The 19,979-nt window shown below is 57.3% G+C and carries 19 protein-coding genes; 18 read left to right on the top strand and 1 reads right to left on the bottom strand.

The window, feature by feature from the left end; genetic code table 11:
* The first annotated feature begins 8 nt into the window (after positions 1-8).
* The 8 genes from ACUW6V_RS05090 (at position 9) to ACUW6V_RS05055 (ending at position 7,627) form a co-directional block, all read left to right on the top strand.
* Positions 9-1,070: a PhoH family protein gene (locus tag ACUW6V_RS05090; RefSeq protein ID WP_004387189.1), complete on the top strand. Its 1,062-nt coding sequence runs from the start codon at positions 9-11 to the stop codon at positions 1,068-1,070.
* Positions 1,067-1,534: an rRNA maturation RNase YbeY gene (ybeY, locus tag ACUW6V_RS05085; protein ID WP_007900519.1), complete on the top strand. Its 468-nt coding sequence runs from the start codon at positions 1,067-1,069 to the stop codon at positions 1,532-1,534. The genes ACUW6V_RS05090 and ybeY overlap by 4 nt, the downstream gene beginning before the upstream one ends.
* 102 nt (positions 1,535-1,636) lie before the next feature.
* Positions 1,637-2,512, top strand: coding sequence for a CNNM family magnesium/cobalt transport protein CorC (corC, locus tag ACUW6V_RS05080; RefSeq protein WP_004387191.1), 876 nt, complete (start codon positions 1,637-1,639; stop codon positions 2,510-2,512).
* 4 nt (positions 2,513-2,516) lie between these two features.
* On the top strand, positions 2,517-4,058 hold the full coding sequence (gene lnt / locus ACUW6V_RS05075) for an apolipoprotein N-acyltransferase (protein WP_012125365.1): 1,542 nt from the start codon (positions 2,517-2,519) through the stop codon (positions 4,056-4,058).
* Positions 4,059-4,419: 361 nt separating this feature from the next.
* On the top strand, positions 4,420-5,325 hold the full coding sequence (locus ACUW6V_RS05070; RefSeq protein ID WP_004387194.1) for an amino acid ABC transporter substrate-binding protein: 906 nt from the start codon (positions 4,420-4,422) through the stop codon (positions 5,323-5,325).
* 162 nt (positions 5,326-5,487) lie between these two features.
* Positions 5,488-6,228, top strand: coding sequence for an amino acid ABC transporter permease (locus ACUW6V_RS05065; RefSeq protein ID WP_007781806.1), 741 nt, complete (start codon positions 5,488-5,490; stop codon positions 6,226-6,228).
* Complete coding sequence (gltK, locus tag ACUW6V_RS05060; protein ID WP_004387196.1) at positions 6,228-6,902, top strand: glutamate/aspartate ABC transporter permease GltK; 675 nt, start codon at positions 6,228-6,230, stop codon at positions 6,900-6,902. Before ACUW6V_RS05065 ends, gltK begins: the two co-directional genes overlap by 1 nt.
* A complete protein-coding gene (locus ACUW6V_RS05055; RefSeq protein WP_454038087.1) occupies positions 6,902-7,627 on the top strand; it encodes an amino acid ABC transporter ATP-binding protein in 726 nt (241 codons plus the stop codon). The genes gltK and ACUW6V_RS05055 overlap by 1 nt, the downstream gene beginning before the upstream one ends.
* Positions 7,628-7,671: 44 nt before the next feature.
* Here the strand turns inward: ACUW6V_RS05055 and ACUW6V_RS05050 are convergent, their stop codons facing one another.
* Positions 7,672-8,154, bottom strand: coding sequence for a zinc ribbon-containing protein (locus tag ACUW6V_RS05050; RefSeq protein WP_004387200.1), 483 nt, complete (start codon positions 8,152-8,154; stop codon positions 7,672-7,674).
* A gap of 227 nt (positions 8,155-8,381) precedes the next feature.
* Here ACUW6V_RS05050 and leuS point away from each other — a divergent pair, with 227 nt between their 5' ends.
* The 10 genes from leuS (at position 8,382) to dacA (ending at position 19,942) form a co-directional block, all read left to right on the top strand.
* Positions 8,382-10,964: a leucine--tRNA ligase gene (gene leuS / locus ACUW6V_RS05045; protein ID WP_007848251.1), complete on the top strand. Its 2,583-nt coding sequence runs from the start codon at positions 8,382-8,384 to the stop codon at positions 10,962-10,964.
* Between the two features lie 14 nt (positions 10,965-10,978).
* Positions 10,979-11,575 carry an LPS assembly lipoprotein LptE gene (gene lptE, locus ACUW6V_RS05040; protein ID WP_004387201.1) on the top strand — a complete coding sequence of 199 codons (597 nt, stop codon included), beginning with the start codon at positions 10,979-10,981 and terminating at the stop codon, positions 11,573-11,575.
* Positions 11,575-12,606 carry a DNA polymerase III subunit delta gene (gene holA, locus ACUW6V_RS05035; protein WP_007900527.1) on the top strand — a complete coding sequence of 344 codons (1,032 nt, stop codon included), beginning with the start codon at positions 11,575-11,577 and terminating at the stop codon, positions 12,604-12,606. Before lptE ends, holA begins: the two co-directional genes overlap by 1 nt.
* The gene (gene nadD / locus ACUW6V_RS05030) at positions 12,599-13,258 is read left to right on the top strand and encodes a nicotinate-nucleotide adenylyltransferase (RefSeq protein ID WP_454038086.1); all 660 of its coding nucleotides are present in this window, start codon (positions 12,599-12,601) and stop codon (positions 13,256-13,258) included. The genes holA and nadD overlap by 8 nt, the downstream gene beginning before the upstream one ends.
* 303 nt (positions 13,259-13,561) lie before the next feature.
* Complete coding sequence (gene rsfS / locus ACUW6V_RS05025; protein ID WP_004387204.1) at positions 13,562-13,879, top strand: ribosome silencing factor; 318 nt, start codon at positions 13,562-13,564, stop codon at positions 13,877-13,879.
* 3 nt (positions 13,880-13,882) lie between these two features.
* Entirely contained in the window at positions 13,883-14,350 is a 468-nt protein-coding gene (rlmH, locus tag ACUW6V_RS05020) for a 23S rRNA (pseudouridine(1915)-N(3))-methyltransferase RlmH (RefSeq protein ID WP_012125372.1), read from the top strand.
* 25 nt (positions 14,351-14,375) lie between these two features.
* Positions 14,376-16,277: a peptidoglycan DD-transpeptidase MrdA gene (gene mrdA / locus ACUW6V_RS05015; protein WP_004387206.1), complete on the top strand. Its 1,902-nt coding sequence runs from the start codon at positions 14,376-14,378 to the stop codon at positions 16,275-16,277.
* 1 nt (position 16,278) lies between these two features.
* A complete protein-coding gene (mrdB, locus tag ACUW6V_RS05010; RefSeq protein WP_007848231.1) occupies positions 16,279-17,391 on the top strand; it encodes a peptidoglycan glycosyltransferase MrdB in 1,113 nt (370 codons plus the stop codon).
* 10 nt (positions 17,392-17,401) lie between these two features.
* Positions 17,402-18,583 carry an endolytic peptidoglycan transglycosylase RlpA gene (gene rlpA / locus ACUW6V_RS05005; protein WP_032990159.1) on the top strand — a complete coding sequence of 394 codons (1,182 nt, stop codon included), beginning with the start codon at positions 17,402-17,404 and terminating at the stop codon, positions 18,581-18,583.
* A 144-nt stretch (positions 18,584-18,727) separates the two neighbouring features.
* The gene (gene dacA / locus ACUW6V_RS05000) at positions 18,728-19,942 is read left to right on the top strand and encodes a D-alanyl-D-alanine carboxypeptidase DacA (protein WP_004387209.1); all 1,215 of its coding nucleotides are present in this window, start codon (positions 18,728-18,730) and stop codon (positions 19,940-19,942) included.
* The last annotated feature ends 37 nt before the right edge of the window (positions 19,943-19,979 follow it).

Raw genomic sequence — 19,979 nt, 5'->3', positions numbered from 1 at the left:
GGACAAGTTTGAATATCGAAACTCGTGAATTTACGCTGGAACCGGCAGACAATGCCCGTCTGCTTAGCCTCTGTGGACCCTTTGATGACAACATCAAACAGCTTGAACGCCGCCTCGGCATCGAAATCGCCCGTCGCGACAACCACTTTAAACTGACCGGCCGCACGATTTGCGTCAGCGCGGCGGCGGATATTCTGCGCCATCTGTACGTTGATACCGCCCCGATGCGCGGCGAAATCAAAGAGATCGAGCCGGAGCAAATTCATCTGGCCATTAAAGAATTTCGCGTGCTGGAGCAGAGCGCCGAAAGCGTGCCGGAGTACGGCAAAGCGGTCAATATTAAGACCAAACGCGGCGTGATTAAACCGCGCACGCCAAACCAGGCGCAGTACATCGCGAATATTCTCGACCACGACATCACCTTCGGTATCGGCCCTGCCGGTACGGGTAAAACGTATCTTGCCGTTGCGGCCGCCGTGGACGCGCTGGAGCGCCAGGAGATTCGCCGTATTCTGCTGACGCGCCCGGCGGTGGAAGCCGGTGAAAAACTCGGCTTCCTGCCAGGCGATCTCAGCCAGAAAGTGGACCCGTACCTGCGTCCACTCTATGACGCGCTGTTCGAGATGCTCGGCTTTGAGCGTGTGGAAAAGCTGATGGAGCGCAACGTCATTGAAGTCGCACCGCTGGCTTACATGCGCGGCCGTACGCTTAACGACGCGTTCATTATTCTCGATGAGAGCCAGAACACCACCATCGAACAGATGAAAATGTTCCTGACCCGTATCGGCTTTAACTCCAAAGCGGTGATCACCGGCGACGTCACGCAGATTGACCTGCCGCGAAACCTGAAGTCCGGCCTGCGTCACGCTATCGAAGTGCTTTCGGAAGTCGAAGAGATCAGCTTTAACTTCTTCCACAGCGAAGACGTGGTGCGCCATCCGGTTGTCGCGCGCATCGTCACCGCCTATGAAGCGTGGGAAGAGGCTGACCAGAAACGCAAAGCCGAACAGGCCGCGGAACGTAAACGTGAAGCCCAGGCGCTGGCCGCCGGCGCGCAGGAGAGTAAATGAGTCAGGTGATCCTTGATTTGCAGGTGGCCTGCGAAGACACCACCGGTTTACCGGACGAGGCGCAGTTTCAGACATGGCTGAATGCCGTTGTGCCGCAGTTTCAGGAAGAATCAGAAGTCACGGTGCGTCTGGTGGATGAAGCGGAAAGCCATGATTTAAACCTGACTTATCGCGGTATGGACAAACCCACCAACGTGCTGTCGTTCCCGTTCGAAGCGCCGCCCGGCATCGACATGCCGTTGCTTGGCGATCTGATTATCTGTCGTCAGGTGGTCGAGCGCGAAGCGCGCGAACAGGAAAAGCCGCTGGAAGCCCACTGGGCGCATATGGTGGTGCACGGCAGTCTGCATCTTCTGGGCTATGACCATATCGAGGATGACGAAGCCGAAGAGATGGAAGGCATCGAAACCGAGATAATGCTTGCCCTGGGCTTTGACGATCCGTACATTGCCGAGAAAGCGTAATCTGTGCGGCAGCCCGCTGCCGCCAGTGATTTCTACCGCCGTGGCGTGAGTTTTCCGCCACGAGCGAGACATAAACCAACATGAGAACCCTGAATTAACGCCATGAGCGACGACAACTCACACAGTAGCGACTCACTTAACAAAAAGGGATTTTTCTCCCTCCTCTTAAGCCAGCTGTTCCACGGTGAACCCAAAAATCGTGACGAACTGCTAGAGCTTATCCGTGATTCCGAGCAGAACGAGCTTATCGACCAGGATACGCGCGACATGCTTGAAGGGGTAATGGATATCGCCGACCAGCGCGTGCGCGACATCATGATCCCCCGCTCTCAAATGGTCACCCTGAAACGCAACCAGAGCCTTGATGAATGTCTTGACGTCATTATCGAATCGGCGCATTCACGTTTCCCGGTGATTAGCGAAGATAAAGATCACATTGAAGGGATCCTGATGGCCAAGGATCTGCTGCCGTTTATGCGCAGCGATGCCGAAGCCTTCAGCATGGATAAAGTGCTGCGCCCGGCAGTTGTCGTGCCGGAAAGCAAACGGGTTGACCGGATGCTGAAAGAGTTCCGCTCCCAGCGTTATCACATGGCTATCGTGATTGATGAATTCGGCGGCGTATCGGGGCTTGTGACTATCGAAGATATTCTTGAGCTCATCGTCGGCGAAATCGAAGATGAATACGACGACGAAGAAGATATCGATTTCCGTCAGCTCAGCCGCCACACCTGGACCGTGCGCGCGCTGGCGTCCATTGAAGATTTTAACGATACCTTCGGCACCCAGTTCAGCGATGAAGAAGTCGACACTATCGGCGGTCTGGTGATGCAGGCGTTCGGTCATCTGCCTGCGCGCGGAGAAACCATCGACATCGATGGTTACCAGTTTAAAGTTGCCATGGCGGACAGCCGTCGTATTATCCAGGTCCACGTCAGAATGCCGGAAAACTCGCCGCAGCCTAAACTGGAAGACTAATGGAATGGCTCTTGCCTCAATGATTGAACGCCAGCGCGTGCGTCTGCTGCTGGCGCTGCTTTTTGGTGCCAGCGGAACGCTGGCCTTTTCCCCTTACGATTTCTGGCCCGCCGCCCTTATTTCGCTGATGGGCTTACAGGGGCTTACGCTTAACCGTCGCCCGATGCAAAGCGCCTGGATTGGTTTCTTCTGGGGGCTTGGCCTGTTTGGCAGCGGCGTGAACTGGGTCTATGTCAGCATCGCCCAGTTCGGCGGCATGCCGGGGCCCGTCAACGTGGCGCTGGTCGTCCTGCTTGCCGCGTATCTGTCGCTCTATACCGGTCTTTTCGCAGGCGTCCTCTCGCGCCTGTGGCCGAAAACCAGCTGGCTGCGCCTGGCGATTGCCGCGCCGGTCGTCTGGCATCTCACCGAGTTTTTACGCGGCTGGGTGCTGACCGGCTTCCCGTGGCTGCAGTTTGGCTACAGCCAGATAGACGGCCCGCTGAAAGGCCTGGCGCCAGTGATGGGCGTTGAAGCCATCACCTTTTTACTGATGGCAGTGAGCGGCCTGCTGGTGCTGGCGATCGTGCATCGCGCCTGGAAGCCTGCCGTCTGCGCGCTCGTGTTGTTCGCGCTGCCCTTCCCGCTGCGCTATATCCAGTGGTATCAGCCGCATGCCGAACGCGCGATAAACGTCGCGCTGGTGCAGGGCAATATTCCACAGTCGATGAAATGGGATGAGCGCGAGCTGATGAACACGCTGCGGATTTACTTTAACGCCACGCGCGAGCAGCTCGGTAAAGCCGGGTTGATTATCTGGCCGGAATCCGCCATTCCCGATTTAGAGAGCAACCAGCAGCCGTTCCTGCACGATCTCGACACCGTGCTGCGCGATAACGACGCGACGCTGATTACCGGCGTGGTGGATGCGCGTCTTAACGAGAAAAACCGTTACGACACGTACAATACCATCATTACCCTCGGTGCCAGTACGCCGTACAGCTATAACTCCGCCAACCGCTACCATAAAAACCATCTGGTGCCGTTTGGCGAGTTCGTGCCGCTGGAATCGATTCTGCGCCCACTCGCGCCGTTCTTCGATCTGCCGATGTCCTCGTTCAGCCGCGGCCCGTATATGCAGCCGCAGTTACAGGCACACGGCATGAAGCTCACGGCGGCGATCTGCTACGAAATTATTCTCGGCGAACAGGTTCGTGATAACTTCCGCCCGGATACTGACTTCCTGCTGACTATCTCGAACGACGCGTGGTTTGGCCACTCTATCGGCCCGTGGCAGCACTTCCAGATGGCGCGTATGCGTGCGCTGGAGCTGGCGCGTCCGCTGCTGCGCAGCACCAATAACGGCGTCACGGCGGTCATTGACGCTAACGGTAATGTTCAGTCGATCATCCCGCAGTTCACCCGTGAGGTCTTAAACGCCTCCGTTACGCCCACCAGCGGGCTGACGCCGTATGCCCGTTTTGGCAATGCCACTATCTGGATTATCGTCGCGCTGGGCGGTTTCATCTCTGTGCTGATGAGCCTCGGCAGACTCAGACGTTCGTAAATTACCGCTCCATTTCCCCTAAAAAGGTCAGCTATGCTGGCCTTTTCCTTTTCTGGCACACCCTTTGCTTTAGTTAACCCAATGATTTAGCTGAAACGCCTAATCGGGCGGCGCAGGCGTGTTAGATGCACCAGCAGCGATCTTTTGCGGCACCACTTTAGTGCAACACCGCATTTTTGCCTCTCATTGGTGCGGCGCGCTTCGCAAAAATAAACAAATTCACAGCAAATTATTTACATCCAGCCAGGCTAAATGGTACCAACACGGTACTAACGCTGCTGGCGGGACGGCAGGATATAACAACACACATTCACAATTGGGTATCAATGGCGTTTCTGACGCCGCGATAAAGGAGTTGGATATGCAGTTACGTAAACTGACCGCAGCAATGCTGGTAATGGGTCTGAGCGCAGGTCTGGCCCATGCGGAAGACGCAAGCAGCGGTCAAAGCACGCTGGATAAAATCAAAGCGAACGGCGTTATTGTTGTCGGCCATCGCGAATCCTCAGTTCCTTTCTCCTATTACGACAACCAGCAAAAAGTGGTCGGCTATTCGCAGGATTATTCCAACGCTATCGTTGAAGCCGTGAAGAAACAGCTCAACAAGCCGGATCTGCAGGTCAAAATGATCCCGATTACCTCGCAGAACCGTATCCCGCTGCTGCAAAACGGCACCTTTGATTTCGAATGCGGCTCCACCACCAACAACCTGGAGCGCCAGAAACAGGCGGCTTTCTCTGACACCATTTTCGTCGTGGGCACCCGCCTGCTGGTGAAAAAAGGCGGCCCGATTAAAGACTTCCCGGATCTGAAAGGCAAAGCGGTCGTTGTGACTTCCGGCACGACGTCAGAAGTGCTGCTGCATAAGCTGAACGACGAGAAGAAAATGGACATGCGCATCATCAGCGCCAAAGATCACGGCGACTCCTTCCGTACCCTGGAAAGCGGCCGCGCGGTGGCGTTTATGATGGATGACGCCCTGCTGGCTGGCGAGCGCGCGAAGGCGAAGAAACCGGACAACTGGGAAATCGTCGGCACGCCGCAGTCCAAAGAAGCCTATGGCTGCATGCTGCGTAAAGGCGACGAGTCTTTCAAAAAGCTGGTAGACGAGACCATCGCCAAAGCACAGACCTCAGGCGACGCAGAGAAGTGGTTTGATAAATGGTTTAAAAACCCGATCCCACCGAAAAACCTTAACCTGAACTTTGAGCTTTCTGACGACATGAAAGCCCTGTTCAAAGAGCCTAACGATAAAGCGCTTAACTAATTACAACCATTAAGGGGCGGGTCACCCTGCCCTCATGATTGAAGAAGCAAGCCCGGACAGACTATACGTCGGTTGGCCGTTCCCCAACCGGCGCGAACAAAGAGGCTTCTCATCAATCTTAGGGGGTAGCGCTGCTACCCTTCTTTTTTTTCGGAGTACGTTATGTCTATAGACTGGAACTGGGGCATCTTTTTGCAGGATGCGCCGTTCGGCAACACCACCTATTTAGGCTGGCTATGGAGTGGCTTCCAGGTGACCGTCGCGCTGTCGATAAGCGCCTGGATAATCGCCTTCCTCGTTGGCTCCCTGTTCGGCATTCTGCGCACCGTACCGAACCGTTTTCTCTCCGGCATCGGCACCTGCTATGTCGAGCTTTTCCGTAACGTTCCGCTGATCGTCCAGTTCTTTACCTGGTATCTGGTCGTGCCGGAACTGCTGCCGGAAAATCTCGGCATGTGGTTTAAAGCGGAGCTCGATCCGAATGTGCAGTTTTTCCTCTCCTCGATGATTTGCCTCGGGCTTTTTACGGCCGCCCGCGTCTGCGAGCAGGTGCGCGCCGCTATCCAGTCGCTGCCGCGCGGCCAGAAAAACGCCGGTCTCGCGATGGGGCTGACGCTGCCGCAAACCTACCGGTATGTGCTGTTGCCGAACGCCTACCGCGTGATTGTGCCGCCAATGACCTCAGAGATGATGAACCTGGTGAAAAACTCGGCCATCGCCTCCACCATCGGTCTGGTGGATATGGCGGCGCAGGCTGGCAAACTGCTCGACTACTCCGCGCACGCCTGGGAGTCTTTTACGGCCATCACCCTCGCTTATGTCTTTATCAATGCGGTCATTATGCTGGTGATGAATCTGGTGGAACGTAAGGTTCGCCTGCCGGGCAACATGGGGAGCAAATAATGTACGAATTTGACTGGAGCTCCATCGTTCCCTCCATGCCTTATCTGCTGGCGGGCCTGGTCATTACCTTAAAAATCACCGTCACTGCCGTTATCTTCGGTATCGTCTGGGGCACGCTGCTGGCTGTGATGCGGCTTTCCGCATTTAAGCCGCTGGCCTGGTTTGCCACCGCCTACGTGAACGTGTTTCGCTCTATCCCGCTGGTCATGGTGCTGCTGTGGTTTTACCTGATTGTGCCGGGGCTGTTACAGGACGTGCTGGGGATTTCGCCGAAAACCGATATCCGTCTGATCTCCGCGATGGTGGCGTTCTCGATGTTTGAAGCCGCCTATTATTCGGAGATTATCCGCGCCGGTATTCAGAGCATATCCCGCGGCCAGTCGAGTGCCGCGCTGGCGCTCGGGATGACGCACTGGCAATCCATGAAGCTAATTATCCTGCCGCAGGCGTTTCGCGCCATGGTGCCCCTGCTGCTCACTCAGGGCATCGTGCTCTTTCAGGATACCTCGCTCGTTTATGTGCTGAGCCTTGCGGATTTCTTCCGCACCGCGTCCACCATCGGCGAGCGCGACGGCACCCAGGTGGAGATGATCCTGTTTGCAGGCGCCGTTTATTTTGTCATTAGTTTAAGCGCATCGCTGTTGGTCAGCTGGCTGAAGAAAAGGACTGTATAATGATTACCCTGAAAAACGTTTCAAAATGGTATGGTCACTTTCAGGTGCTTACCGACTGCTCCACGGCGGTGAAAAAAGGCGAAGTCGTGGTGGTGTGCGGCCCTTCCGGCTCCGGCAAATCGACGCTGATTAAAACCGTCAACGGCCTTGAACCCGTTCAGCAGGGCGAAATCGTCGTCAACGGCACGAAAGTCAACGGCAGAAAAACTAATCTGGCGCAGCTTCGCTCACACGTCGGCATGGTGTTCCAGCACTTCGAGCTGTTCCCGCATCTCTCTATTATCGAAAACCTGACGCTCGCGCAGGTCAAAGTGCTCAAGCGCGACAAAGCCGCCGCCCGTGAAAAAGGGCTGAAACTGCTGGAGCGCGTCGGGTTATCCGCGCACGCCAATAAATATCCGGCGCAGCTTTCCGGCGGCCAGCAGCAGCGTGTGGCGATTGCCCGCGCGCTCTGCATGGACCCGGTCGCGATGCTGTTTGACGAACCCACCTCCGCGCTCGATCCGGAAATGATCAACGAAGTGCTGGACGTGATGGTAGAGCTGGCGCAGGAAGGGATGACGATGATGGTGGTGACGCATGAGATGGGCTTTGCGCGTAAAGTGGCGCACCGCGTTATCTTTATGGATGAAGGCAAGATTGTGGAAGATTCGCCAAAAGAAGAGTTCTTCGCGAACCCGAAATCGGAACGTGCGAAAGACTTTCTCGCGAAAATCCTTCACTAAAACAGCACGACAACAGCGCGGGCTTCGGCCCGCGCGTTGTTTTATTAAGGCTCAAACGGCCGACGCTGGAACTGGTTATGGCCGCATTTCGGGCAAACCGGCAGCACTTCCGGCGTGTAAAAGGCCAGATGGTGATGGCAGTTTTCGCACACCAGGTTGCCAAGGCCCACTACCTCGCCGCTGTGATAAACACCGTGATGGTTGAGATCCTGGAACACTTCGCGCCACTCCAGCTGGGTTTTATCGGTAATATCCGCCAGCTCCTGCCAGACACTCTCTTTGATTACCCGGAAAAAGACGCTGTCTGTCAGTTCTTCCTGGCTTTCCTTATAGCTGCGGGCGAACTCTTCCAGATCGCGTCGCACCGCGCGGGTGACTTCCTCTTCTTCCGTGCGGGTAAGTTCGCCGGTGCGGGCAATATGCCGTCTTGCACTCTCCACCAGCGCATCGATATCCCGCTCCCCGTTGCGGACGCGTTCGGTGAGCGAGGCCACCAGTTCACGGTAATATTGCGCAACCTTGTTCATCGCCTTTTCCTCCCGAATGGGTAACCTCTTCTTATTGTAGACGTTAATCCCGCAGCGCTTTGTCAGCCAGCGCACAGCGCCGTGTAAAAGCCTGTATTTCCTTATTCGCGCCCCCTCCGCTGAAAGGCTGTTGTGCGGCGGTCTAATCGGCTATGCTATGCGGATCTGAAATAACACACGTTAAGGCTACATTTGTAGCTGTATTGAAAACAGGACTACTGGCTGCCATGCAAGAGCAATATCGCCCGGAAGAGATAGAATCCAAAGTACAGCTTCACTGGGAAGAGAAGCGCACATTTGAAGTGACCGAAGACGAGAGCAAAGAGAAGTATTACTGCCTGTCGATGCTTCCCTATCCTTCTGGCCGACTACACATGGGCCACGTTCGTAACTACACCATCGGCGATGTGATTGCGCGCTACCAGCGTATGCTCGGTAAAAACGTGCTGCAGCCCATCGGCTGGGACGCCTTCGGCCTGCCGGCGGAAGGTGCGGCGGTGAAAAACAACACCGCGCCGGCCCCGTGGACCTACGACAACATCAACTACATGAAGAACCAGCTCAAAATGCTGGGCTTCGGCTATGACTGGAGCCGCGAGCTGGCGACCTGTACGCCGGAATATTACCGCTGGGAACAGCAGTTCTTCACCGAGCTCTACAAAAAGGGCCTGGTGTATAAGAAAACCTCTGCGGTGAACTGGTGCCCGAACGACCAGACCGTGCTTGCCAACGAACAGGTTATCGACGGCTGCTGCTGGCGCTGCGACACCAAAGTCGAGCGTAAAGAGATCCCGCAGTGGTTTATTAAAATCACCGCCTATGCCGACGAGCTGTTAAACGATCTCGATAAGCTCGATCACTGGCCGGATACCGTTAAAACCATGCAGCGCAACTGGATTGGCCGCTCTGAAGGTGTAGAAATCACCTTTGACGTCCAGAACAGCGACGAAAAGCTGACGGTTTATACCACCCGTCCGGACACCTTTATGGGCGTCACCTATCTGGCCGTGGCGGCGGGTCATCCGCTGGCGCAGGCCGCGGCAGCCGCTAACCCGGCGCTGGGCGATTTCATTGCCGAATGCCGCAACACCAAAGTTGCTGAAGCCGATATGGCGACGATGGAGAAAAAAGGCGTCGATACGGGCCTGAAAGCGATTCACCCGCTGACCGGCGAAGCTATCCCGGTATGGGCGGCGAACTTCGTGCTGATGGAATATGGCACCGGTGCCGTCATGGCCGTTCCGGGTCACGATCAGCGCGACTATGAATTCGCGACCAAATACAGCCTGCCGATTAAGCCAGTTATCCTGACCGCAGAAGGCACCGCGCCGGATCTGAGCGAACAAGCGCTCACTGAAAAAGGCGTGCTGTTCAACTCCGGTGAGTTTGACGGTCTTGATTTTGAAGCCGCCTTTAACGCCATTGCCGACAAACTCGCCGCGAAAGGCGTGGGCGAGCGCAAAGTGAACTATCGTCTGCGCGACTGGGGGGTTTCCCGCCAGCGTTACTGGGGCGCGCCAATCCCGATGGTGACCCTGGAAGACGGCACCGTTATGCCGACGCCTGCCGATCAACTGCCGGTTATCCTGCCGGAGGATGTGGTCATGGACGGCATCACCAGCCCGATTAAAGCAGACCCGGAATGGGCGAAAACCACCGTTAACGGTCAGCCTGCGCTGCGTGAAACCGACACCTTCGACACCTTCATGGAATCCTCCTGGTACTACGCGCGCTACACCTGCCCGCAGTACAAAGAAGGCATGCTGGACGAAAAAGCCGCCAACTACTGGCTGCCGGTCGATATTTATATCGGCGGCATCGAACACGCCATCATGCACCTGCTCTACTTCCGCTTCTTCCACAAGCTGATGCGCGATGCGGGCATGGTGAACTCTGACGAACCGGCGAAACAGCTGCTGTGTCAGGGCATGGTGCTGGCGGACGCGTTCTACTACGTGGGCGCGAATGGCGAACGTAACTGGGTTTCCCCGAAAGACGCCATCGTCGAGCGCGACGAAAAAGGCCGCATCGTGAAAGCGAGCGACGCCGCGGGCCATGAGCTGGTGTATACCGGCATGAGCAAAATGTCGAAGTCCAAAAACAACGGCATCGACCCGCAGGAGATGGTTGAGCGTTACGGTGCGGATACCGTGCGTCTGTTCATGATGTTCGCCTCTCCGGCGGATATGACGCTCGAATGGCAGGAGTCCGGCGTAGAAGGCGCAAACCGCTTCCTGAAACGCGTCTGGCGTCTGGTGTACGAGCACACGTCGCTCGGTGACGCGCCAGCGCTGAATGTCGATGCGCTGAACGACGATCAGAAAGCGCTGCGTCGCGACGTTCATAAAACCATCGCGAAAGTATCCGATGATATCGGCCGCCGTCAGACCTTTAACACCGCTATCGCCGCCATCATGGAACTGATGAACAAACTGGCGAAAGCGCCGCAGGAAGGCGAGCAGGATCGTGCCTTAATGCGTGAAGCGCTGCTGGCCGTGGTGCGTATGCTCAACCCGTTCACCCCGCACGTCAGCTTTACGCTCTGGCAGGAGCTGAAAGGCGAAGGCGATATCGACAACGCGCCGTGGCCGCAGGCTGACGACAGCGCGATGGTGGAAGATACGACGCTGGTCGTCGTTCAGGTCAACGGTAAAGTGCGCGGTAAAATCACCGTGGCGGCTGACGCGACCGAAGAGCAGGTGCGCGAGCGCGCCGCTCAGGAACATCTGGTGGCGAAATACCTCGCCGGCGTGACCGTGCGTAAAGTGATTTACGTACCGGGTAAACTGCTTAACCTGGTTGTGGGCTAAGCGCAGGAGGAAGCGTGCGACATCTGATTACTCTGTTTGTAGGCCTGGCGGTGATGCTCACCGCCGGTTGCGGCTGGCATCTGCGCAATACCACGCAGGTGCCGGAGCAAATGCATACATTAATCCTTAATTCCGGCGATCCGAACGGCCCACTGACGCGCGCGGTGCGTAACCAGCTGCGTCTGAACGGCGTGGAGATTGTCGAGGCGAGCTCGGTTCGTCAGGATATTCCGTCGCTGCGTATCGGCAGCTCGAGTATTTCTCAGGATACCGCCTCGGTCTTCCAGAACGGTCGTACCGCGGAGTATCAGATGGTGATGACAGTTAACGCCACCGTGCTGATCCCGGGCCATGATATCTATCCGATCAACGCCCGCGTGTATCGCTCGTTCTTTGATAACCCGCTGACGGCGCTGGCGAAGTCGGCTGAACGCAGTATCATCGTTCAGGAGATGTATGACAAAGCCGCTGAACAGTTGATCCGCAAACTGGTGGCGGTTCACGCACGCGATGAGTCGCAAACCCGCGATGCATCACAGGCGACCAGCGCGCCCTCCAGTGCAGCGACGCCAGACAGCGGTCGCGTTTCCACCACGCTCCCCGTTCAGTAATGCTACGGCTTTACCCTGAACAACTCCGCGCGCAGCTCAACGAAGGGCTGCGCGCGGCCTATTTAGTGCTCGGCAACGATCCGTTGCTGCTCCAGGAAAGCCAGGACGCCATTCATCAGCAGGCGCAGGCCCACGGATTTGAAGAGCATCACCGCTTTATTATTGATGTCAGCACCGACTGGCAGGCGATTTTCTCGCTCTGTCAGGCGATGAGTCTGTTCGCAAGTCGCCAGACGCTTTTACTGGCGCTGCCGGAGAACGGCCCTAACGCGGCCATTAACGAACAGCTCGCCACGCTGGTCAGCCTGCTGCATGACGATCTGCTGCTGATTGTACGCGGCAACAAACTCACGAAAGCCCAAGAAAACGCTGCCTGGATAACGGCCCTCTCCGACCGCGCCGTGCAGATAACCTGCCAGACGCCGGAGCAGGCGCAACTGCCGCGCTGGGTCGCAAACCGGGCCAAGCAGATGAATCTGCAACTCGATGACGCCGCCTGTCAGCTGCTCTGCTACTGCTACGAAGGCAACCTGCTGGCGCTTGCCCAGGCGCTGGAGCGACTGTCGCTTATCTGGCCGGATGGCAAACTGACGCTGCCGCGCGTTGAACAGGCGGTTAACGACGCCGCGCACTTTACACCATTCCACTGGGTTGATGCCCTGCTGGCGGGGAAAAGCAAACGCGCGCTGCATATTCTTCAGCAGTTACGGCAGGAAGGTGCCGAGCCGGTGATTCTGCTGCGCACTTTACAGCGCGAGCTGTTGACGCTGGTCACGCTCAAACGCCAGTCGGCAAACACACCGCTGCGCGCGCTCTTCGATCAACATCGCGTCTGGCAGAACCGTCGCGCGCTTATCAGCGAGGCGCTCTCGCGCCTGAGCGACGACAGGCTCTGGCAGGCGGTGCGCCTGCTGACACAGTGCGAGATCACGCTCAAACAGGATTACGGTCAGAACGTCTGGCCGGAGCTGGAAAGCCTCTCGCTGGTGCTGTGCCACAAAGCGCTGGCCGGAGTGTTTATCGATGACTGACCGCACCCCTGCACTTCAGGCCTGGTATGGCGGTACGTTCGACCCCATTCATTACGGCCATCTGCGCGCCGTAGAAGCGCTCGCCAGAGAAGTGAAACTGACGCAGGTGACGATACTGCCAAACAATGTGCCGCCGCATCGCCCGCAGCCTGGCGCCAGCAGCCTTCAGCGTAAAGCGATGGTGGAGCTGGCGATTGCCGGTCATCCGCTGTTTCGCCTGGATACCCGTGAGCTGCAGCGCGCCACGCCCTCCTGGACCAGCGAAACGATGGCGCAGTTGCGCCTTGAGGCAGGCACGGACGCGCCGCTGGCGTTTATCATCGGCCAGGATTCTCTGCTGACGCTGCGCACATGGCATAACTACGAGGCGCTGCTGGCGTGCTGCCACCTGCTGGTCTGTCGTCGTCCTGGTTATCCGGTTGAGATGAAAACCGACGAAGACCAGCGCTGGTTAGCGCCTCGTCTTGCTCGCCATGTCGATGAGCTTCACCGCGAGCCCGCCGGGAAAATCTATCTTGCAGACACCCCGCTCTACCCGATTTCCGCGACGGACATCCGCGCGCGTCTTGCCAGTCATCAATCGTGCGACGACCTGCTGCCGCCTGCGGTATTGGCGTACATCCAGCGGCACGCGCTTTATCGTCCGGCGTAATATAAAGAAAGATCATGAACTCATGCGTCCCGTGGCGCGCTTCTGCTGACGCATGCTGAACCGATTGTGGCACAGGCATTGACACAACGGGCGATACTGTTATCCTCCGCTGCCAGATATTTCCCGCCGCAAGCCGCCTTTCTGAAATTGTTTTACAAAAATGGCGATGCAAACTCTTGCCTGCGGTGGGATGATAGCCCACTTCTGAGCGCAGCCCGCCCGCATTACGCGGCGCTGTACTCGTATCGATTATCCGATGGCGCATACGGCGTCATCTGTGGTTCACATTCCCAGGGGGAAAACTTGCAGGGTAAAGCACTCCAGGATTTTGTCATTGATAAAATCGACGATCTTAAAGGCCAGGATATCATCGCCATTGATGTTAAAGGCAAATCCAGCATTACAGATTGTATGATTATCTGCACCGGCACCTCCAGCCGTCACGTGATGTCTATCGCCGATCATGTCGTTCAGGAATCCCGTAAAGCGGGCATGATGCCGCTCGGCGTTGAAGGCGAAAACGCCGCCGACTGGATCGTCGTCGATCTCGGCGATGTGATTGTGCACGTCATGCAGGAAGAGAGCCGTCACCTGTATGAGCTGGAAAAGCTCTGGGGTTAAGGCGTGAAGCTTCAGTTGGTCGCCGTTGGCACAAAAATGCCCGACTGGGTGCAGACAGGTTTCAGCGAATATCTGCGCCGCTTCCCTAAAGATATGCCGTTCGAGCTCATTGAGATCCCGGCGGGGAAGCGTGGCAAAAACGCTGACATCAAACGCATTCTGGATAAAGAAGGCGAAATGATGCTGGCAGCGGCGGGGAAAAACCGCATCGTAACGCTCGATATTCCGGGGCGCCCGTGGGATACGCCGCAGCTGGCCCGCGAGCTTGAGCGCTGGAAGCAAGACGGCCGCGATGTGAGCCTGCTTATCGGCGGGCCGGAAGGGCTTTCCGATGCCTGCAAAGCGGCGGCGGAACAGAGCTGGTCGCTTTCCGCGCTCACCCTGCCCCATCCGCTGGTACGTGTGATTGTCGCGGAGAGTCTCTACCGCGCCTGGAGTATTACCACTAATCACCCGTATCATCGTGAATAACCACCACAGGTAAGTTAAGCAGCGGATGAAACTCAAGGATTCCTTTCGCGATTATACGGCTGAGTCCGCGCTCTTTGTGCGTCGGGCGCTGGTCGCTTTTGCCGGCATCCTGGTGCTGACCGGGATTCTGATCGTCAACCTCTATCACTTACAGATCCTGCGTTTTAACGACTATCAGACCCGCTCCAACGAAAACCGCATCAAACTGGTGCCGATCCCGCCAAGCCGCGGGATTATCTACGATCGTAACGGTACGCCGCTCGCCCTGAACCGCACTATCTACCAGATAGAGATGATGCCTGAAAAGGTAGACAGTGTGCAGGATACGCTGGAGGCGCTGCGCTCGGTGGTCGATCTCAACGATGACGACATCGCGAACTTCAAAAAAGAGCGCGCGCGCTCGCACCGCTTTACATCGATTCCCGTGAAAACTAACCTGACGGAAGTGCAGGTGGCGCGCTTTGCGGTGAACCAGTACCGCTTCCCCGGCGTGGAAGTCAAAGGCTATAAGCGCCGCTACTACCCGTACGGCGCGGCGCTGACGCACGTTATCGGCTACGTCTCGAAGATTAACGATAAAGATGTCGAACGCCTTGATAAAGACGGCAAGCTCGCCAACTATGCCGCCACGCACGATATCGGCAAGCTCGGCATTGAGCGCTATTACGAAGATGTCCTGCATGGCCAGACCGGTTATGAAGAGGTTGAAGTTAACAACCGCGGGCGCGTCATTCGCCAGCTGAAAGAAGTGCCGCCGCAGGCGGGCCACGACATCTACCTGACGCTCGATCTCAAGCTTCAAACCTATATCGAAACGCTGCTGCAGGGCAGCCGCGCCGCGGTGGTTGTCACCGATCCGCGTACCGGCGGTATTCTGGCGATGGTGTCGATGCCAAGCTACAACCCGAACCTGTTCGTGGATGGTATCTCCAGCAAAGATTACTCCGGCCTGCTTAACGACCCGAACACGCCGCTGATTAACCGCGCCACGCAGGGCGTCTACCCTCCGGCATCTACCGTGAAGCCGTATGTGGCGGTTTCCGCGTTGAGCGCGGGCGTCATTAACCGCAACACGTCGCTGTTCGACCCCGGCTGGTGGCAACTGCCTGGCTCTGAGAAGCGCTACCGCGACTGGAAAAAATGGGGCCACGGGCGGCTTAACGTCACGAAATCACTGGAAGAATCTGCAGATACCTTCTTCTATCAGGTCGCTTACGACATGGGCATCGACCGGCTTTCTGAGTGGATGCGCAAGTTCGGCTACGGCAGCCTGACGGGTATCGATCTCTCCGAGGAGCGCTCCGGCAACATGCCGACGCGCGAATGGAAGATGAAACGCTTTAAAAAACCGTGGTATCAGGGCGACACTATTCCGGTCGGGATCGGCCAGGGCTACTGGACCGCCACGCCGGTACAGATGAACAAAGCCATGATGATCCTGATAAACGACGGTGTGGTCAAAGTGCCGCACCTGCTGATGACGACGGTGGTGAACGGTCAGAAAGTGCCGTGGAAACAGCCGGAACAGCCGCCGGTCGGCGATATTCATTCAGGCTACTGGGAAATCGCCAAAGACGGCATGTATGGCGTCGCCAACCGCGCCAACGGCACCGGCCACAAATATTTTGCTGGCGCGCCCTATAAAATCGCCGCGAAATCCGGTACTGCGCAGGTCTTCGGGCTTAAAGCCAACGAAACCTATAATGCGCACCGCATTGCTGAACGTCTGCGCGACCACAAGCTGATGACCGCGTTCGCGCCTTACGATAACCCGCAGGTGGCGGTGGCGATGATCCTGGAAAACGGCGGCGCGGGCCCGGCAGTGGGGACCATCATGCGTCAAATCCTCGACCACATTATGCTCGGGGACAATAACACCGAACTGCCGACGGAAAACCCCGCCACGGCGGCGGCGGAGGATCGATAAGATGACCGACAATCCGAATAAAAAGTCGCTGTGGGATAAAATCCACCTCGACCCAACCTTGATGCTGATAATCCTGGCGCTCTGTTTCTACAGCGCGATGGTAATCTGGAGCGCCAGCGGGCAGGATATCGGCATGATGGAGCGCAAAATCGGCCAAATTATGATGGGCCTGGTGATTATGATCGTGCTGGCGCAGATCCCGCCGCGCGTCTACGAAGGCTGGGCGCCCTATCTGTACATCGTCTGTATTATTTTGCTGGTCGCGGTGGACGCCTTCGGGGCGATATCCAAAGGGGCGCAGCGCTGGCTCGATCTCGGCGTGGTGCGTTTCCAGCCCTCGGAAATCGCCAAAATCGCCGTGCCGCTGATGGTGGCGCGCTTTATTAACCGCGACGTCTGCCCGCCAACGCTTAAAAATACCGGCATCGCCCTGGTGCTGATTTTCATGCCGACGCTGCTGGTGGCCGCGCAGCCTGACCTCGGCACCTCGATTCTTATCGCCGCCTCCGGCCTGTTTGTGCTGTTCCTCTCCGGCTTAAGCTGGCGTGTGATCGGCATCGCGGTGGTGCTTATCGCGGCGTTTATACCCATTCTCTGGTTCTTCCTGATGCATGACTATCAGCGTCAGCGCGTGATGATGCTGCTGGATCCGGAGAGCGATCCGCTGGGCGCGGGCTATCATATTATTCAGTCGAAAATCGCCATTGGCTCAGGCGGCCTGCGCGGCAAGGGCTGGCTGCATGGCACACAGTCCCAGCTGGAGTTTCTGCCGGAACGCCATACCGACTTTATCTTCGCGGTTCTTGCTGAAGAACTGGGGCTTGTTGGCGTACTGGTGCTGCTGGCGCTCTATGTCCTGCTGATTATGCGCGGGCTGTGGATTGCCGCGCGCGCCCAGACGACCTTCGGGCGCGTCATGGCCGGCGGCCTGATGCTGATTCTGTTCGTTTATGTGTTTGTGAATATTGGTATGGTGAGTGGTATCTTACCGGTGGTGGGCGTTCCGCTGCCGCTGGTCAGCTACGGGGGCTCCGCCCTCATTGTACTCATGGCAGGGTTTGGCATCGTCATGTCGATCCATACCCACAGGAAAATGTTGTCGAAGAGCGTATAAGAGGTTCGCAATGCGTAAGCAGTGGATTGGCGTCTGCATCGCCGCAGGGTTATTAACCGCCTGCGGCGTCAATAACGAAGGGCAACAACAGGCGAGCGTAGCGCCACAGCAGCCGGTCTGCAACGGCCCCGTCGTTGAGATAAGCGGCGCGGAGCCTCGCTACGAACAGCTGAATCCCTCCGTAAACAGCGATTATGAGCGCGACGGTAAGCGCTACACCATCGTTCAGGATCTCTCGCGCTTCAGCCAGGCGGGCCTTGCCGCTATCTATGACGCGGAGCCAGACAGCAATCTGACCGCCTCGGGCGAGCCGTTCGACCCGATGCAACTCACCGCCGCGCACCCTACCCTGCCGGTGCCGAGCTACGCGCGCATTACTAACCTCGCCAATGGTCGCATGATTGTCGTGCGCATTAACGACCGCGGCCCTTACGGCAACGACCGCGTGATTTCGCTCTCCCGCGCGGCGGCGGATCGTCTGAATACCTCAAACAACACCAAAGTACGTATCGACCCGATTATTGTCGCGCCGGACGGCTCGCTCTCAGGGCCAGGCATGGCCTGTACAACGGTCGCGAAACAGACGTATGCGCTGCCGGCGCGTCCGGATTTAAGCGGCGGCCTCGGCAGCGTCTCTTCTGCCCCCCAGCCTGCCGCGCCGCAGGGCGATATTCGCCCGGTGAGCAACGATACGCTGCAAAGCGATGACGCCACCGGCGCGCCGGTGAAAAGCGGCGGCTTTTTAGGCGCGCCGACGACGCTGGCCTCGGGCGTGCTGGAAAGCGCAACGCCGGAAGCTACACCGCCTGCCGCCACGGCACAGCCGACCACTGACAGTACCGCCGCGCAACCCGCATCTGAACCCGCACAGCTTGCCGCGCCTGCCACCCGTAACGCGCCGGTAACCGCGCCAGGCTCCGTGCAGGGTAGCGTTGCACCTGCCGCCAGCGTCCCTGCGAGTGCGGCTGGTAATTACGTCGTCCAGGTTGGAGCCGTCAGCGACAGCGCGCGCGCCGCGCAGTGGCAGCAAAAGCTGAGCCAGCAGTTTTCCGTGCCAGGACGCGTCAGCCAGAACGGCGCGGTCTATCGCGTTCAGTTAGGGCCGTTCGCCAGCAAAACGCAGGCGGCCTCGCTCCAGCAGCGTTTGCAGAGCGAAGCCCAGGTACAATCGTTCATTACTGTCGCCCAATAATTGCAGGCCGGGCTGGCCTGCCGCTTTGTCAGTTACGGTAAAGACCGTTAACAAAGTCATGCGCAAAGTCGGATGCCAGCCCATAAGGCATTTGCTATAGTAAGGCACTTTTTTTCACTCATCACGGATGTCGTTGTTCAGACCATGAAGACCACTTTCTCCGTTCGTTTTATGCAGCGTCTCGCCGTTACCACGGCGCTTTCTGTCGCAGCCCTTTCCACCGCCGCCCATGCCGACGACCTCAATATCAAAACGATGATCCCAGGCGTGCCGCAGATCGACGCGGAAGCTTACATCCTCATCGATTACAACTCAGGGAAAGTGCTGGCGGAGCAGAACGCTGACGCGCGCCGCGATCCGGCGAGCCTGACCAAAATGATGACCAGCTACGTCATCGGTCAGGCGATGAAAGCAGGTAAATTTAAAGAGTCCGATCTGGTGACTATCGGCAACGACGCCTGGGCCACCGGCAACCCGGTCTTCAAAGGCTCATCCCTGATGTTCCTGAAGCCAGGTATGCAGGTGCCGGTCTCCCAGTTGATCCGCGGCATTAACCTGCAGTCCGGTAACGACGCCTGCGTGGCGATGGCCGATTACGTAGCGGGCAGCCAGGACGCGTTTGTGGGCCTGATGAACAGCTACGTCACCGCGCTTGGTCTGAAAAACACCCATTTCCAGACCGTACACGGTCTTGATGCGGATGGCCAGTACAGCTCGGCGCGCGACATGGCGCTGATTGGCCAGGCGCTGATCCGCGACGTGCCGAACGAATACTCTATTTATAAAGAGAAAGAGTTCACTTTTAACGGCATCCGCCAGACCAACCGTAACGGCCTGCTGTGGGATAACAGCCTGAACGTGGACGGCATTAAAACCGGCCACACCGATAAAGCGGGCTATAACCTGGTCGCGTCCGCCACCGAAGGCCAGATGCGCCTTATCTCCGCCGTGATGGGCGGTCGCACGTTCAAAGGCCGCGAAGCCGAAAGTAAAAAATTGCTCACCTGGGGCTTCCGCTTCTTCGAAACTGTGAACCCACTGAAAGCCGGGAAAGAGTTTGCGTCTGAGCCGGCGTGGTTTGGCGATAACGACCGCGCCTCGTTGGGCGTGGATAAAGATATCTATCTGACCATCCCGCGCGGTCGCATGAAAGATCTGAAAGCGAGCTACGTGCTGAACACTTCCGAGCTGCACGCGCCGCTCGCGAAAAACCAGGTGGTCGGCACCATTAACTTCCAGCTGGACGGGAAAACCATCGAGCAGCGCCCGCTGGTCGTGCTGGAAGAGATTCAGGAAGGCAATTTCTTTGGTCGCATCATCGATTACATCAAGCTGATGTTCCACCACTGGTTTGGTTAATTAATGACCACTTGAAAGCCTGACTTTCATCCCCATA

The organism is Cronobacter sp. 153480017-3 (assembly GCF_053627815.1).
Note: the sequence above shows the minus strand (reverse complement) of the source record. Positions and strands in the feature narration are given on the sequence as shown.

Bases quoted from the DNA above. Each gene is read 5' to 3' on its own strand.
- ybeY (WP_007900519.1), top strand. From the start codon at position 1,067: ATGAGTCAGGTGATCCTTGATTTGCAGGTGGCCTGCGAAGACACCACC.
- corC (WP_004387191.1), top strand. From the start codon at position 1,637: ATGAGCGACGACAACTCACACAGTAGCGACTCACTTAACAAAAAGGGA.
- lnt (WP_012125365.1), top strand. From the start codon at position 2,517: ATGGCTCTTGCCTCAATGATTGAACGCCAGCGCGTGCGTCTGCTGCTG.
- ACUW6V_RS05070 (WP_004387194.1), top strand. From the start codon at position 4,420: ATGCAGTTACGTAAACTGACCGCAGCAATGCTGGTAATGGGTCTGAGC.
- ACUW6V_RS05065 (WP_007781806.1), top strand. From the start codon at position 5,488: ATGTCTATAGACTGGAACTGGGGCATCTTTTTGCAGGATGCGCCGTTC.
- gltK (WP_004387196.1), top strand. From the start codon at position 6,228: ATGTACGAATTTGACTGGAGCTCCATCGTTCCCTCCATGCCTTATCTG.
- ACUW6V_RS05055 (WP_454038087.1), top strand. From the start codon at position 6,902: ATGATTACCCTGAAAAACGTTTCAAAATGGTATGGTCACTTTCAGGTG.
- ACUW6V_RS05050 (WP_004387200.1), bottom strand. From the start codon at position 8,154: ATGAACAAGGTTGCGCAATATTACCGTGAACTGGTGGCCTCGCTCACC.
- leuS (WP_007848251.1), top strand. From the start codon at position 8,382: ATGCAAGAGCAATATCGCCCGGAAGAGATAGAATCCAAAGTACAGCTT.
- holA (WP_007900527.1), top strand. From the start codon at position 11,575: ATGCTACGGCTTTACCCTGAACAACTCCGCGCGCAGCTCAACGAAGGG.
- nadD (WP_454038086.1), top strand. From the start codon at position 12,599: ATGACTGACCGCACCCCTGCACTTCAGGCCTGGTATGGCGGTACGTTC.
- mrdA (WP_004387206.1), top strand. From the start codon at position 14,376: ATGAAACTCAAGGATTCCTTTCGCGATTATACGGCTGAGTCCGCGCTC.
- mrdB (WP_007848231.1), top strand. From the start codon at position 16,279: ATGACCGACAATCCGAATAAAAAGTCGCTGTGGGATAAAATCCACCTC.
- rlpA (WP_032990159.1), top strand. From the start codon at position 17,402: ATGCGTAAGCAGTGGATTGGCGTCTGCATCGCCGCAGGGTTATTAACC.
- dacA (WP_004387209.1), top strand. From the start codon at position 18,728: ATGAAGACCACTTTCTCCGTTCGTTTTATGCAGCGTCTCGCCGTTACC.